Origin of the sequence: Klebsiella sp. BIGb0138 (assembly GCF_004342285.1) — a bacterium.
Classification (GTDB): Bacteria; Pseudomonadota; Gammaproteobacteria; order Enterobacterales; family Enterobacteriaceae; genus Klebsiella.
In genome coordinates, this window is sequence record NZ_SMCV01000010.1 from 74,793 (window position 1) to 89,655 (window position 14,863).

The following is a 14,863-nucleotide window of genomic DNA, read 5'->3' on the forward strand; positions in this document are numbered from 1 at the left end:
CGCGGCTAAAAATACGCTATAAATGACGCACACCGTTTGCTGGAGGCATTGATGAGCCCATTTTTACGTGCGTACTTTTCTCGTCTGGGCTGGACGGGAACCCCCGATGTGTCGATTAACACGCTGCGGACGCTGCATCTTCACCACACTGGCGCGATCCCGTTTGAAAATCTGGATGTGCTGCTGCCGAGGGAGATCCATCTCGACGATCGGGCGCTGGAAGATAAGCTGATTGGCGCTCGTCGCGGCGGCTACTGTTTTGAACAAAACGGCCTGTTTGAGCGCGCCTTAAGTGAGATTGGCTTCCGGGTGCGCAGTCTGCTCGGCCGGGTGGTGCTGGCGAATCCGCCGCAAATGCCGCCGCGTACCCATCGACTGCTGCTGGTGGAAGTGGAGGGAGAGCGCTGGATTGCCGACGTCGGCTTTGGCGGCCAGACCCTGACCGCGCCGATTAAGCTGCTGGCGGATATTCCTCAGCAAACTCCGCACGGCACCTATCGTCTGCTGTATGAAGGCGATCTGTGGACCTTGCAGTTTAACCATCATGAGCACTGGCAATCGATGTACCATTTCGATTTGGATCGCCAGTTTGCCGCCGATTATGTGATGGGTAACTTCTGGTCGGCTCATTGGCCGCAGTCGCATTTTCGCCACCACCTGCTGATGTGCCGTCATCTGCCCGACGGCGGCAAGATGACCCTGACCAATTTCCATTTTACCCACTGGGATAACCAGCATGTGGTTGAGAAAGTGGACCTCCCGGATGTCGCCACGCTGTACGATGCGCTGCAGACGCGCTTTGGCCTCGGCGTCGATGATGCCAAACATGGCTTCAGCGAGGCCGAACTGGCGGCGGTGATGGCGGCGTTTGATACCCATCCTGACGCGGGCAAGTAGGCGCTGAGCGCCTCCTGCCCGGTCAACTGGTCGGGAATCTCGGGGCCGGAAGCCATTCGTTCCGGCCCGAGCGTTTGCGCTTGCCCGCTATTCCTCCTCGGGTCGCGACGGCGGTGGGATATCCGCTAAACAAAACATTCTCCCGCCGCCGAATGACCAGTCCTCCGGCTCGGTAAATCCAATGACCACCATGATGTTGTGCGGGCCGATCCCCAACGAGCGTTCAAGTCTGGCGACTAAATTTTGATAAAAAGCCTGCTTCTGGCGCGGGCTGCGCGCTTTGCCTGCCGTTATCTGAAACAGCAGATAATCGTCGCTGCGCCTGCCCTCTGCGCCGCAGAGATAGTCAGGGTCAAACACGCGCTGTCGCGGGCTGTAGCAGTCAAAAAGCTGAAAGCAGTCGCCAGGCGGCACCGAAAAATGGTCTTCAAGCGCCTGCTGCAAATCCAGGGAAATTTGAGCGTGCCATTGCGCGAAACGCGACTCAGAAATGGCGATGCGGGTCATGGGCATAAGCATCCCCTCATTCGGTATCGCGCTGGCTAAACACATTGAGTGCCGACACCGCCGCTGGCCATCCGGCGTAAAACGACAGGTGGGTAAAAAGCTCCGTGATTTCGCTCTCCGTTACGCCGTTTTTCCGGGCGAATTTCAGGTGCCAGGCAAGCTGTTCAGGACGATACATTGCGACCAGCGCGCTGAGAGTGATTAGGCTTCTGTCGCGCGGTGACAGCGCCGGGCGCTGCCAGATATCGCCAAACAGGACCTCTTCACTCAGTGATGCCAGCTTTGGCGCCAGCGCCGCCAGGTTTTCCCGTGTCAGATTAACTTTGTCCATTTTCAACCTCATATGTGGGATGTCACGGAGACGATATCCGGTTATGATGGTTTCGATAATCATATAATTTATGAATAACAATCCTGAAAAACGGGATGATTAATGATGACCAGACGACCACTGACCTTTGATGCCGACGCGCTACGCGCTTTCGTGACCGGAATGGAGCTCGGCAGTTTTGCCCTTGCCGCCGAACGCCTGGGGCGTTCAACGTCGGCGATCAGCGCTCAGCTTAAAAAGCTTGAGCAGCAGAGCGGCACGGCGCTGGTACAAAAGGCCGGGCGTCATCTGGCGCTGACGGCGGAGGGGGAGATTATGCTGAGCTACGCGCGGCGAATGCTTAGCCTGAATGACGAAGCCTGGGCTGCGCTGAAGGCCAGAGGAGCGAGCGGCGAGGTTCGCCTCGGACTGCAGGAGGATTTTGGCGAGGTGTTACTGCCGACGGTCCTCGGGCAATTTTCCCGGGCCTGTCCCGAGGTGGAGATTGCGGTTACCGTCACGCGAAATGCGCCGTTGCGCGAGGCGATGATGCGCCAGGAGCTCGATCTGGCCCTGAGCTGGGAAGGGCGCGACGAACCGGTTTTTGATCATCTGCTGGGGAGACTGCCGCTGCAGTGGATCGCCGCGGCGGAGTTCGATCTTGCCCGTTATCTCGACAGAAACCAGCCGCTGCCGCTGTTGGCCTTTGAAGCGCCGTGCGTCATGCGCACCGCCGCCACCGCGGCGTTAGACAACGCCGGTATTCCCTGGCGTATTGCCGTTACCAGCCGCAGCCTGAACGGTATCTGGGCCGCCGCATCTGCAGGGCTGGGGGTGGCGCTACGCACAACGATGGGCATGCCTGCTTCGCTGCAGGTCGTTCATTGCGCAAAATTGCCTGCGGCGGGTGACATTGGAGTGGGGTTATATGGCGATGAAAATCGGCTTGCCGGGCCGGCGAAACTGCTGCTGCATACCATTACCGCCTGTTTTGCGCTGCATATGCCGCCGACGGATAGTTTCGCTGTGCGCGGAGCCCCGGTCTGTTAATCTGTTTTTTGCGTCTGAGGCGCAAATTTGCTATCCGTTTGACAATAGAATAATGATGAAAACAGGAATAGCGCACAGGCACCCAAATATAACGCTTGCGGTGTAGTCCTTTACCTCCGTCAGATAATCGTCATTAAATCTATTGAACGCTTTAACGGCATCTGTTTCGTTTTCAGCGTCTACCTCAACGTGATGTTTTCTGAATCCCTGTCGTTTCATCTCTTTAATCAAAGAGGATGTCACTGCGTCTTTTGCCACGGCTTTCCCGCCGCGGCTGCTGATAAAAATGACGTATTTCCCCATGGTTCCCTCACATACGTATCATCGGGTTGAGTCAGCGCTTTTCAAGAGAAGAGAGCAAGCGCGGGGAAGAGTATAAGCCATTGCGGGAAGCGACTACAGGCACCTCCTGTTTTAAAAGCATCAGCCTCCTGGCGCGGAGGCTGATGGTTAGCCCATAAGGGCTGACAGAGAGGGAGGTAAAATATTCAGCGTCGGGTTCTCACCAGCTGGTAGCGGCGGGTCAAATATTCTATCGGCGCGCTCCAGACATGCACCAGGCGAGTAAACGGGAAGATCAGGAAGATGGTCATCCCCAGCACCAGATGAATGCGATAGATAAACGCCACGCCATCCAGATGCGCCGAGGCGCCGCCGTGGAAGGTGACCACCGCCTGCGCCCAGTCCACCAGCTTGAGCATTTCGCTGCCGTCCGGATGTTGAGCGGAGAAGGGGATCGTCGTCAGACCGAGCGCGCACTGAAGCAGCAAAATGCACAGAATCAGAATATCCGCCGTCGATGAGGTCGCGCGAATACGCGGGTTGGTCAGGCGGCGAATCAGCAGCCCCGCGCCGCCGACCAGCGTCAGCACGCCGCAAACGCCGCCGAGAATCATTGCCATCAGCTGCTTTTGCGACATCGGCAGGAACCACGAGTAAACCCAGTGCGGGGTCAACATGCCGAACAGGTGGCCAAAGAAAATGCCGAGAATGCCGATGTGGAACAGATTCGACCATAACACCATGCCGCGTTTATCGAGCATCTGGCTGGAGGAGGCGCGCCAGGTGTACTGACCGTAGTCATAGCGCAGCCAGCTGCCGATGAGAAACACCGTACCGCACAGATACGGATAGATATCGTAAAAAAAGACGTTCAGGTACTGTATCATTTCGGGCCTCCGGCACGGACGTCGACGTACTGCGGCGCGACGTCCTGGCTAAAGCGACGTTGATAGTTTTGCAGCGGGGAGCTGTCGCAGGCGGTGGCGTTATCTTCGATAAATTTCACCTGTTCCTCTTCCCACACCGCATCCAGCGCCTGGCGGGTATCATCGCGCTGTTCACCCGCCACCTGTCTGGTGACACTGTCACTATTGAGTTTGCTGCCGGCCAGCGCCAGCAGCACGTCAAACAGCTGATAATATGCGCAGCGTCGCTGCTTTAGCCGCCCGCCGAGCAGCGCCAGAATCGGCGCGACGTTTTGCAGCCCCTCCTGCGCGCCCTGCCGCGGGAGGGTACTGAGGTACTCCAGATAGAGTGGCAAATGGTCAGGCAGCTCGCGGCAGCCGATGTGTAAACCGGCCTGTTCATACTGATTCATCAGGTTAACCATCGCCTGGCCGCGGTCGCGGGATTCGGCATGCACATGCTCAAACAGCAGCAGTGAGGTGGCCCGTCCGCGTTCGAAGACTTCGCACCATTCCGCCTGGCGATCGAGCAGCGGGGCGGCCAGCAGCGGCTCGACAAACGGCAGCAGCGCCGGCGCGTCGGCGCGGACCAGTTCCAGCGCCTCTGCGCGGTTGTCCCAGAGCAGATCATCCGGGTACTCCAGCAGCAGACCGATGACTTTGAGGATCCGCATTAGTCTCCCTCCCCGATGTTGATCGCATCGATACGCTGGCTGTTGAACAGATTGAATTTGCTATCCGAACCGTGGCAGCCGTCGCCGAAGGTAAAGCCGCAGCCGTTGCGTTCCGGGAAGGCGTCTTCCGCCATTTCACGGTGGCTGGTGGGGATGACAAAGCGATCTTCATAGTTAGCGATGGCGAGGTAGCGATACATCTCTTCGACCTGCTCAACGCTTAATCCGACCTCTTCAATCGCCCGGGTATCGGTTACCCCCTCCACGGTCTGCGAACGTTTATAGTGGCGCATCGCCATCATCCGTTTCAGCGCCCGCAGCACCGGGCCGGTGTCGCCCGCGCTCAGCAGATTAGCCAGATACTGGACCGGAATGCGCAGGCTTTCGACGGCGGGCAGGATGCTGCCGTTATTCGGCAGGCCGCCCGCATCGGCGACGGACTGAATCGGCGACAGCGGCGGGACGTACCAGACCATCGGCAGGGTGCGATATTCCGGGTGCAGCGGCAGAGCCAGCTTCCACTCCATCGCCAGCTTATAGACCGGGGATTTCTGCGCCGCGTCGATGACGTTATGCGGGATCCCTTGCTGCAGCGCTTCTTCAATGACCGCCGGGTCGTGCGGATCGAGGAACACATCGCACTGACGTTCATAGAGGTCGGTCTCATGTTCGGTGCTGGCCGCTTCTTCAATCCGATCGGCGTCATACAGCAGCACGCCAAGATAGCGAATACGTCCGACGCAGGTTTCCGAACAGACCGTCGGCTGGCCGGATTCAATCCGCGGATAGCAGAAAATGCATTTTTCCGACTTGCCGCTTTTCCAGTTGAAGTAGATTTTTTTGTACGGACAGCCGCTGATGCACATCCGCCAGCCGCGGCATTTATCCTGGTCGATCAGCACAATGCCATCCTCTTCGCGCTTATAGATGGCGCCGCTCGGGCAGGTGGCGACGCAGCTCGGGTTAAGGCAGTGTTCGCACAGGCGCGGCAGATACATCATGAAGGTGTTTTCGAACTGGCCATACATCTCCTTCTGCATGGCCTCGAAGTTGCGGTCGTGGGCGCGCTTTGCAAACTCGCCGCCGAGCAGCTCTTCCCAGTTGGGGCCCCAGCTGATTTTCTCCATCCGCTTGCCGCTGATCAGCGAACGGGGGCGGGCGGTAGGCAGATGCTGGCTCTCCGGCGCGGTATGCAGATGTTGGTAATCGTAGGTGAAGGGTTCGTAGTAGTCGTCGATGCCCGGCAGCTGCGGGTTAGCGAAGATTTTTGCCAGCACGCCCACGCGATTGCCGAGGCGTGGGGTCAGCTTGCCGGTGATCCCACGGATCCAGCCGCCTTGCCACTCCTCCTGGTCTTCCCAGTTTTTCGGGTAGCCGATGCCGGGTTTGGTCTCCACGTTGTTGAACCAGGCATATTCCATACCTTCGCGACCGGTCCAGACGTTCTTACAGGTGACCGAACAGGTGTGGCAACCGATGCATTTGTCGAGGTTCAGCACCATGCCGACTTGCGAGCGTATTTTCATTTTTTCGCCTCCTGTATCTGATTGCGACCTTCGTCATCCAGCCAGTCAATGTTTTTCATTTTGCGAATTATGATGAACTCATCGCGGTTGGAGCCGACGGTGCCGTAGTAGTTAAAGCCGTAGGCCAGCTGGGCATAGCCGCCGATCATATGGGTTGGTTTGGGGCAAATGCGGGTCACCGAGTTATGAATCCCCCCGCGACGCCCGGTCACTTCGGAACCCGGAATGTTGATAATCCGCTCCTGAGCGTGGTACATCATGGTCATCCCGGGGGGAACGCGCTGGCTGACCACCGCCCGGGCGGTCAGCGCGCCGTTGGCGTTGAAGGCCTCAATCCAGTCGTTATCTTCAATGCCAAGCTCTCTGGCGTCGGTTTCGCTGAGCCAGACGATCGGTCCGCCGCGCGACAGGGTCAGCATCAGCAGGTTTTCGCTGTAGGTGGAGTGAATCCCCCATTTCTGGTGCGGCGTAAGGAAATTGAGCGCCTTTTCCGGGAAGCCGTTCGGCGGAATCTCATGCATATGGCTGACGCTACGGGTATCAATCGGCGGTCGGTAGACCACCAGGCTTTCGCCGAAGGCGCGCATCCACGGGTGATCCTGATACAGCTGCTGGCGGCCGGAGAGCGTGCGCCAGGGGATCAGCTCGTGGACGTTGGTGTAGCCGGCGTTATAGGAGACGTGCTCGCTTTCCAGACCGGACCAGGTCGGGCTGGAGATGATTTTGCGCGGCTGGGCCTGAATATCGCGAAAGCGAATCTTCTCATCTTCTTTGTTGATGGCCAGATGGGTATGATCGCGCCCGGTAAACTGCCCGAGCGCTTGCCAGGCCTTGACCGCCACCTGGCCGTTGGTCTCCGGCGCCAGGCTGAGGATCACTTCGCTGGCGTCGATGGCGCTGTCGATCCGCGGGCGGCCTTTTGCCGGGCCGTCGGGTTTGACGTAATTCAGCTTGCCGAGGAACGCGACTTCGTCATCGGTTTGCCAGGTAATGCCTTTGCTACCGTTGCCGAGTTTATCCAGCAGCGGTCCCAGGGAGGTAAAACGCTCGTAGGTGGCGGGGTAGTCGCGCTCAACCACGGCGATGGCCGGCGCGGTTTTGCCAGGGATCAGATCGCACTCGCCTTTATGCCAGTCCACCACCTCAAACGGCTGCGACAGCTCGCCGGCGGAATCGTGCTGGAGGGGGGTAAGCACCACATCGCTTTCGCTCGCCAGGTGGCCGACGCAAACCGTCGAAAAGACCCGGGCGATCTCTTTATAAATCTCCCAGTCGCTTTTGGCCTCCCAGGCAGGGTCGACGGCGGCGGAGAGCGGGTGGATAAACGGATGCATGTCCGAGGTGTTCATGTCATCTTTTTCGTACCAGGTGGCGGTCGGCAGGACAATATCGGAGAACAGGCAGGTGCTCGACATGCGAAAGTCGAGGGTCACCAGCAGGTCGAGTTTGCCCTCGATGGCGGCGGTTTGCCACTCCACCTCTTCCGGTTTCACCTCATCCGTCGCCCCCAGCTCATCGCCCTGAATCCCGCTGTCGGTACCGAGCAGATATTTGAGCATATACTCATGGCCCTTCCCGGAGGAGCCCAGCAGGTTGGAGCGCCAGATAAACATATTCCGCGGGTGGTTTTTACCGCTATCCGGTTGCTCGCAGGCAAAGCGGATAGCGCCGGATTTCAACCCCTGGACGGTGTAGTCGGCGGGGGATAGCCCGGCGGCGTCCGCCAGCTGTTTGATGGTCAGCGGGTTGACGTTCAGCTGCGGCGCGGAAGGCAACCAGCCCATCCGTTCGGCGCGTACGTTGAAATCGATCAGATGGCCGGTGAAGCGACTGGCATCCGCCAGCGGGGAGAGCAGCTCCTGCGCGGTCAGCTTTTCATAGCGCCACTGACAGGAGTGATTATAAAAATAAGAGGTGCTGTTCATCTGACGCGGCGGGCGGTTCCAGTCGGTGGCGAAGGCCAGCGGCAGCCAGCCGGTCTGCGGGCGCAGTTTTTCCTGACCAACATAGTGCGACCAGCCGCCGCCGCTTTGCCCGATGCAGCCGCAGAACACCAGCATGTTGATCATCCCGCGGTAGTTCATGTCCATGTGGTACCAGTGATTGACGCCGGCGCCGAGAATAATCATCGACCGACCGTGGGTTTTATGCGCGGTGTCGGCAAACTCCCACGCAATTTGCTCTATGTGTCGGCGCGGCACGCCGGTAATCTGTTCGGCCCAGGCCGGGGTGTAGGCTTTGACCTCGCTGAAATCTTGCGCCGCGTTTTGGTCATTCAGACCGCGATCGAGCCCGTAGTTGGCCAGCACGAGGTCATAGACGCTGACCACCAGCTTGCGCTCGCCGTTAGCCAGGGTCAGCCGTTTGGCCGGCAGCTGATGGACCAGCACCGGCTGCTGCTGCACGCTACGAAAATGCGGGTTCTCATTGCCGCCAAAATAGGGGAAGCCCACCGCAGCGACCTCATCTTTGAGATCCAGCAACGAAAGCGTGAGTTCGGTCTCTTGCCCGGCGGCCCGCTGTTCGAGGTTCCATTTCCCTTTTTCGCCCCAGCGGAAACCGATGGAGCCGTTGGGGGCGACTAATTCTCCGCTAACGTTAAAGGCCACGGTTTTCCACTCCGGGTTATTGCTTTCGCCCAGCCCATCGAGCAGGTCGGAGGCGCGCACCATGCGTCCCGGCACCCAGCTACCGTCATCCCGGCTATCGAGCATCACCAGCATCGGCATGTCGGTGTAGCGACGGCAATAGTTGAGGAAGTAGTCGCTGGGGTTATCGAGATGGAATGTTTTTAAGATCACATGGCCCATCGCCATCGCCAGCGCGCAGTCGGTACCCTGTTTCGGCGCCAGCCACTGATCGCACAGTTTTGCCACTTCCGAATAGTCCGGCGTAATGGCGATGGTTTTGCTGCCTTTGTAGCGCACTTCGGTAAAAAAGTGGGCGTCCGGCGTCCGGGTCTGCGGCACGTTAGAGCCCCAGGCGATGATGTAGCTGGAGTTATACCAGTCGGCGGATTCCGGCACGTCGGTTTGCTCGCCCCAGGTCATCGGTGAGGCGGGGGGAAGGTCGCAGTACCAGTCGTAGAAGCTCAGGCAGGTGCCGCCAATCAGCGACAGGTAGCGGGTCCCGGCGGCATAAGAGACCATCGACATTGCCGGAATCGGCGAGAAACCGACAATGCGATCCGGGCCGTACCGTTTGATGGTCCAGACGTTGGCGGCGGCAATCAGCTGGTTTAGCTCTTGCCAGGTCGAGCGAATAAAGCCGCCTTTACCGCGCGCCTGCTTGTAGCTAAGGCATTGTTGCCGATCCTGCATGATGCTGTCCCAGGCCGCCACCGGATCCGGATGCCGGGTCAACGCCTCGCGCCACAGCTCAATCAGCCGTTTGCGCGCCAGCGGGTACTTGAGGCGGTTGGCGCTGTAGAGATACCAGGAGTAGCTGGCCCCGCGCGGGCAGCCGCGCGGTTCGTGGTTGGGCAGGTCCGGACGGGTGCGCGGATAGTCGGTCTGCTGAGTTTCCCAGGTGACCAGCCCATTTTTGACATAAATTTTCCAGCTGCAGGAGCCGGTGCAGTTCACGCCGTGCGTGGAGCGGACTATCTTGTCGAACTGCCAGCGCTGGCGGTAGCTATCTTCCCAGTCGCGGTTGGTGTCCAGCACCTGGCCGTGGCCGTTGGCAAAGGTTTCGCCTTTCTGCTTAAAGTAGCGAAAGCGATCCAGTAGTTTGCTCATGACATTATCTCCTGACGGAGGCGGAAGCCCCCGGGGTTACACTGCTCAGCATTTTTTCTGTTTATTTCGCGGCGGGCCTGCGGCGGCCGTAGACCAGCCAGGTCACCAGCACGCAAACGACATAAAAGATCAGGAACACTTTCATCGCGCCAACCGGCGAACCGGTCATTGCCAGGGAGGTGCCAAAGGCTTTGGGGATGAAAAAGCCCCCGACGGCGCCGATGGCGGAAATAAAACCCAGCGCCGCGGCGGTATCGGTTACCGCTTCGCGCTGGGCTTGCTCATCGCTTCCGCCGCGCTGCTTGACGCTATCGATGGTCATCTGGCGGAAGATCACGGCGATCATCTGGAAGGTGGAGCCGCTGCCAAGACCGGCGGTGATAAACAGCCCCATAAACACGATGTAAAAGGCGAGGAAGCTACCGGCGCCCGAGCCGGGTAAGGTCAGAAACAGCAGTCCGCTGAACAGCGCCATCAGCATAAAGTTAACCAGAGTCACCCGGACGCCGCCCAGCCGGTCGGAAATGATGCCGCCGAAAGAGCGGGCCAGCGCGCCGATAAACGGCCCGAAGAAGGCCAGTTTAAGGATATTGACGTCCGGAAACTGGGTTTTGGCCAGCATGGCGAAGCCTGCCGAAAAGCCAATAAACGAGCCAAAAGTCGCGAGATAAAGCAGGCTCAGCAGCCACATATGCGGGCGTTTTAATACCGGGAGCTGATCGCGGATCGCGGTTCTGGCGCCGGCGATGTCGTTCATGCCGAACCAGGCGGCAACGGTGGCAGCCAGCAGCAGCGGCACCCAGATCAGCGGTGAGTTACCTGGCCACAGGCTCGACCCGTCGGGCTGATCGACGCCGCGTACGCCGAGAAAGGTAAAGATCGGCAAAAAGATGACCACCGGCGAGAGTAGCTGCATCACGCTGACGCCGAGGTTGCCCAGGCCGCCGTTAACGCCGAGGGCGCTGCCTTGCTTCGCTTTCGGATAGAAAAAGCTGATGTTTCCCATGCTGGAGGCAAAGTTGGCCCCGGCAAATCCGCATAGCAGGGCGATTATAATAAATGTCCAGAATGGCGTTGCCGGGTTTTGTACCGCGATCCCCAGCCACAGGCAGGGAACCACTAATATAACGGTACTGAATACCGTCCAGTAGCGCCCGCCAAATATAGGAACCATGAAAGAATAGGGCACCCGTAATATCGCCCCGGACAGCGAAGGCAGCGCGGTTAATAAAAAAAGCTGATCGGTAGTGAAATTAAATCCGACTTTATTGAGATTAACCGCCACGGCGCTGAATAACATCCAGACGCAGAAGGAAAGTAATAAACAGGCGACTGAAATACAAAGGTTTCTTCGGGCAATGGCTTTTCCTTTATTTTCCCAGAATGCCGGGTTTTCGGGTCTCCAGTCGGTTAAAAGGTAATGATTATCTTTCTCATTTTCTCTTGACATATTGCCCTCGAATGAACCGTAACCAAAGAAAAATTAAATATGAGAAAACAGCAAATTAAGCAGAAGAGGCGATTAAGGCTGGCTGATTTAATTATTGTAATGTTTGAAGAATAGATAAAAAAAAGACGGCAGAAGAAAGCCCATTGGCAATAGGTGATTATTATTTGTTACAGAATGTAAATTAAATGTGATTCAGTTCGCGAGGTGGTGGGCGGATCCGCAGGCCTCTGGCGGAGCGACAGGCCCGCCGCGGCGGCGCATGCTGATGATTCTGCCATGGCGATGGCAAAGGGATTACGGGCGCAGTAGCTCCAGCGTTATATAATAGTTTATATAGCGTGTAAACACACTCTCGTCGAACGCTTTCATACCGAGGGCGTAAATGCCGTCCAGACCGCAGACGAGAGCGATTAAACGCCAGGCGATATTTTCCGCGCTATCGTCGGGGTGGAATTCGCCGGATTCGCTGCCAATACGGATAATCTTCACCGTCTCCTCGTGCCACATCGACATGGTCAGCAGGTAGGCCGCCTTGATGTCGTCATCGCTGCCGGAAAGCAGTTGCCCCTCGCGCCACAAGCGGATGTAGGGCTCCAGGCGACCATCTTCACTGCCCAGCATCGAGAACAACCGCTCGCGGCAGCTGGCGTTGTCGTCCACCAGCTGGATATCCAGCATTTCACCAATCAGGCGGACAAAGGCCTGGGCTTTGAGCTCGCCAATGGAGGCGAAGTGGTGGTGCAGCTGTCCGGTGGCGACGCCCGCTTCAGCGGCAATCTGGCGTACCGTCATCGCCCCCAGCCCCCCTTGCAACGCCACGCGCATAGCCGCCTGCAGGATGACTTCCCGCCGCGCTTCCCGATTCAAATAATGCATATTGCCCCGCTAAGCCGTGATTTGCATCGATAGTAACAAAAAGTTGGACAGTTGTTCAACAATCCGGCAGGATCGCAATCCTGGACACGTGTCCAATTTGCAAACTTGAGGAATGGAGTATGTCTCGGCAATGGTTAACGCTGGTGGCGATTTTACTGGTCTATGTTCCGGTGGCGATCGATGCCACGGTGCTGCATGTCGCCGCGCCCACGCTTAGCATGTCGTTGGGGACCAGCAGCAATGAGCTGCTGTGGATCATTGATATTTATTCATTAGTGATGGCCGGTATGGTGCTGCCGATGGGCGCGCTCGGCGATAAAATTGGCTTTAAACGCCTGCTGCTGCTCGGGAGCGCGATTTTTGGCGTGGCTTCGCTGGCGGCGGCATTGTCGCCCAGCGCGCAGGCGCTGATTGCCGCCCGCGCGCTGCTGGCGATAGGCGCGGCGATGATCGTCCCGGCAACGCTGGCGGGGATTCGCAACACCTTCGCGCAGGCGCGCCAGCGAAATATGGCCCTTGGCCTGTGGGCGGCGATTGGCTCCGGCGGAGCCGCCTTCGGCCCGCTGGTCGGCGGGGTGCTGCTGGAGCATTTTTACTGGGGATCGGTGTTCCTGATAAACGTCCCTGTTGTGCTGGCGGTGATCGCCTTCTGCGCCCGGATGGTGCCGCGTCAGCCGGCGCGTCGCGAACAGCCGCTCAATTTTATGCAGGCCATCATGTTGATTGCCGCGATCCTGATGCTGGTATTCAGCGCCAAAACGGCGCTGAAAGGGCTGATGGCCGCGTGGATCAGCGGGCTGGTGGCGCTGGCTGGCGCCGGGCTGCTGGTGCGCTTCGTTCGTCAGCAGCTTTGCGCCGCGACGCCGATGGTGGATATGCGCCTGTTCACCCATCGCATTATTTTAAGCGGCGTGATGATGGCGATGACCGCGCTGATCACCCTGGTCGGGTTTGAACTGCTGATGGCGCAGGAGCTGCAGTTCGTCCACGGTAAAACGCCGTTTGAAGCCGGGCTGTTTATGCTGCCGTTGATGGTGGCCAGCGGCTTTAGCGGCCCCATTGCCGGGGTGATGGTTTCGCGGCTTGGGCTGCGCCAGGTGGCGACCGGCGGCATGTTGCTGAGCGCATTCAGCTTCCTTGGCCTGGCGATGACCGACTTTAGCACCCAGCAGTGGCAGGCATGGGGATTCATGATCCTGTTAGGTTTCAGCGTCGCCAGCGCCTTACTGGCGTCGGGAGCGGCGATTATGGCGGCCGCGCCGAAAGAGAAAGCGGCGGCGGCGGGCGCGATTGAAACGATGGCTTATGAGCTGGGAGCAGGTCTGGGGATCGCCCTGTTCGGGCTGATCCTGACCCGCAGCTACAGTTCGTCGATAGTGTTACCCGCGGGGGTTGACGGGCACGCGGCGACGCAGGCGTCATCGTCTATTAGCGAGGCGATTGCGCTGGCGCACACGATGCCGGCTATTCCGGCGCAGGCGCTGGTTGACGCCGCGAAAAGCGCCTTTATCAACGCCCACAGCATCATGCTGGCTACCGCCGGGGTGCTGCTGCTGTTGCTGGCCGCGGGGATCTGGCGCAGCCTGGCGAAAGCGCCGGCGATGGACTGATCGCCGGCGGCGATCCCGGCTAACGCCGGGTGGCGTACCAGCAGAGCAGGGAGCCGGCGCAGACCATACCGGCGCCCTGCCAGAATGGCCATGACAGCGCGGCGCTCAGCAGCATCGCCGCCAGCGCCGAGGAGAGCACCGGCGTGAAGTACGAAGCCGCCGCCAGCAGGCTGACGTTGCCATGCAGGATACCCACGTTCCATGCGGCATAGCCGAACCCCAGCGCCACCGCGCACATTACCAGCTTAATCACCACCGGCCAGCTAAACACCATCGGCGGCTGTTCGCTGAACAGAAACTTCAGCCACAGCGTCAGGGCGGTTAATAAAACAAACAGGGTGATACCGTTGTGACCCCGGGCATATTTGGCGGTTACCGTACAATAGCTCGCCCAGATAAAGGCGCCGATGAACGCCATAATATAGCTCAGGGGGCTGGAAACGACGTTGCGGGTAATTTCCGCAATATTCAAACCGTGTTCGCCGCCTAATACCCAGGAAACCCCGAGAAGAGCGAGTAATAAGCCGGGAAGCACCAGCCAGTTGGTTTGTTGCCGGTTAAAGAGAATCGCGAATAAAATAGTCAGGCTGGGCCACAGATAATTGACCATTCCGACTTCAATGGCCTGCTGACGGCTGCCGGCAAATCCCAGCGACAGCGCCAGGCAAATTTCATAGCTGACGAACAGCAGGCTGCCCGCCGCTAAATAGGGGCGCGGCATCTGGCGCAGGCGGGGAAAACCGACGGTCGCCAGCAGTAATAAACCGCTGAGGGTATAGATCATTGCCGCGCCGCCCACCGGGCCTAACCCCTCGCTGACGCCGCGTATTAAACCGACCATTGTGCTCCATAATACAATGGCGACGAGACCGGTCAGCGTGGCTTTTTTCTTTTCCATGTCAAACCTGACACCTGTTGCAATCAAGAGCCGATTTATAACACTTTTTCATTCCCGCTGGCCCCTAATTTCCGCGTGGCTTAATACCAAGTGAGTAAGGAAACCCGGTGACCTTGACTATTAAGGGGGCGACCGTTTTCG

The 14,863-nt window shown here is 58.6% G+C and carries 13 protein-coding genes; 3 read left to right on the top strand and 10 right to left on the bottom strand.

Features of this window, described 5'->3' with window-relative positions; translation table 11 throughout:
* The first annotated feature begins 51 nt into the window (after positions 1-51).
* The gene (nhoA, locus tag EDF73_RS20570; protein ID WP_132730906.1) at positions 52-897 is read left to right on the top strand and encodes an N-hydroxyarylamine O-acetyltransferase; all 846 of its coding nucleotides are present in this window, start codon (positions 52-54) and stop codon (positions 895-897) included.
* Positions 898-984: 87 nt separating this feature from the next.
* Here the strand turns inward: nhoA and EDF73_RS20575 are convergent, their stop codons facing one another.
* Complete coding sequence (locus EDF73_RS20575; RefSeq protein WP_132730907.1) at positions 985-1,410, bottom strand: tautomerase family protein; 426 nt, start codon at positions 1,408-1,410, stop codon at positions 985-987.
* Between the two features lie 10 nt (positions 1,411-1,420).
* Positions 1,421-1,735 carry a carboxymuconolactone decarboxylase family protein gene (locus tag EDF73_RS20580; protein ID WP_132730908.1) on the bottom strand — a complete coding sequence of 105 codons (315 nt, stop codon included), beginning with the start codon at positions 1,733-1,735 and terminating at the stop codon, positions 1,421-1,423.
* A gap of 105 nt (positions 1,736-1,840) precedes the next feature.
* Here EDF73_RS20580 and EDF73_RS20585 point away from each other — a divergent pair, with 105 nt between their 5' ends.
* Entirely contained in the window at positions 1,841-2,764 is a 924-nt protein-coding gene (locus tag EDF73_RS20585; protein ID WP_132731005.1) for a LysR substrate-binding domain-containing protein, read from the top strand.
* Positions 2,765-2,794: 30 nt separating this feature from the next.
* On the opposite strand, the gene EDF73_RS20590 is transcribed toward EDF73_RS20585, so the two are convergent.
* From EDF73_RS20590 to EDF73_RS20620, 7 genes are all read right to left on the bottom strand, one after another.
* Positions 2,795-3,067: a hypothetical protein gene (locus EDF73_RS20590; protein ID WP_132730909.1), complete on the bottom strand. Its 273-nt coding sequence runs from the start codon at positions 3,065-3,067 to the stop codon at positions 2,795-2,797.
* Between the two features lie 185 nt (positions 3,068-3,252).
* Complete coding sequence (narI, locus tag EDF73_RS20595) at positions 3,253-3,933, bottom strand: respiratory nitrate reductase subunit gamma (RefSeq protein WP_132730910.1); 681 nt, start codon at positions 3,931-3,933, stop codon at positions 3,253-3,255.
* Positions 3,930-4,625 (bottom strand): nitrate reductase molybdenum cofactor assembly chaperone, encoded by a 696-nt coding sequence (gene narW / locus EDF73_RS20600; protein WP_132730911.1) that lies wholly within the window; start codon positions 4,623-4,625, stop codon positions 3,930-3,932. The genes narI and narW overlap by 4 nt, the downstream gene beginning before the upstream one ends.
* Positions 4,625-6,151 (bottom strand): nitrate reductase subunit beta, encoded by a 1,527-nt coding sequence (gene narH, locus EDF73_RS20605; protein ID WP_132730912.1) that lies wholly within the window; start codon positions 6,149-6,151, stop codon positions 4,625-4,627. Before narH ends, narW begins: the two co-directional genes overlap by 1 nt.
* Positions 6,148-9,888: a nitrate reductase subunit alpha gene (locus EDF73_RS20610; protein ID WP_132730913.1), complete on the bottom strand. Its 3,741-nt coding sequence runs from the start codon at positions 9,886-9,888 to the stop codon at positions 6,148-6,150. Before EDF73_RS20610 ends, narH begins: the two co-directional genes overlap by 4 nt.
* Before the next feature lie 61 nt (positions 9,889-9,949).
* The gene (locus tag EDF73_RS20615) at positions 9,950-11,338 is read right to left on the bottom strand and encodes a NarK family nitrate/nitrite MFS transporter (RefSeq protein ID WP_132730914.1); all 1,389 of its coding nucleotides are present in this window, start codon (positions 11,336-11,338) and stop codon (positions 9,950-9,952) included.
* Positions 11,339-11,632: 294 nt separating this feature from the next.
* Positions 11,633-12,214 carry a TetR family transcriptional regulator gene (locus EDF73_RS20620; protein ID WP_132730915.1) on the bottom strand — a complete coding sequence of 194 codons (582 nt, stop codon included), beginning with the start codon at positions 12,212-12,214 and terminating at the stop codon, positions 11,633-11,635.
* Positions 12,215-12,333: 119 nt separating this feature from the next.
* Here EDF73_RS20620 and EDF73_RS20625 point away from each other — a divergent pair, with 119 nt between their 5' ends.
* Positions 12,334-13,824, top strand: a complete 1,491-nt coding sequence (locus EDF73_RS20625) for a SmvA family efflux MFS transporter (protein ID WP_132730916.1) — start codon at positions 12,334-12,336, stop codon at positions 13,822-13,824.
* Positions 13,825-13,843: 19 nt separating this feature from the next.
* Here EDF73_RS20625 and yddG read toward each other — a convergent pair whose 3' ends face one another.
* A complete protein-coding gene (gene yddG / locus EDF73_RS20630) occupies positions 13,844-14,722 on the bottom strand; it encodes an aromatic amino acid DMT transporter YddG (RefSeq protein WP_132730917.1) in 879 nt (292 codons plus the stop codon).
* Positions 14,723-14,863 lie beyond the last annotated feature (141 nt).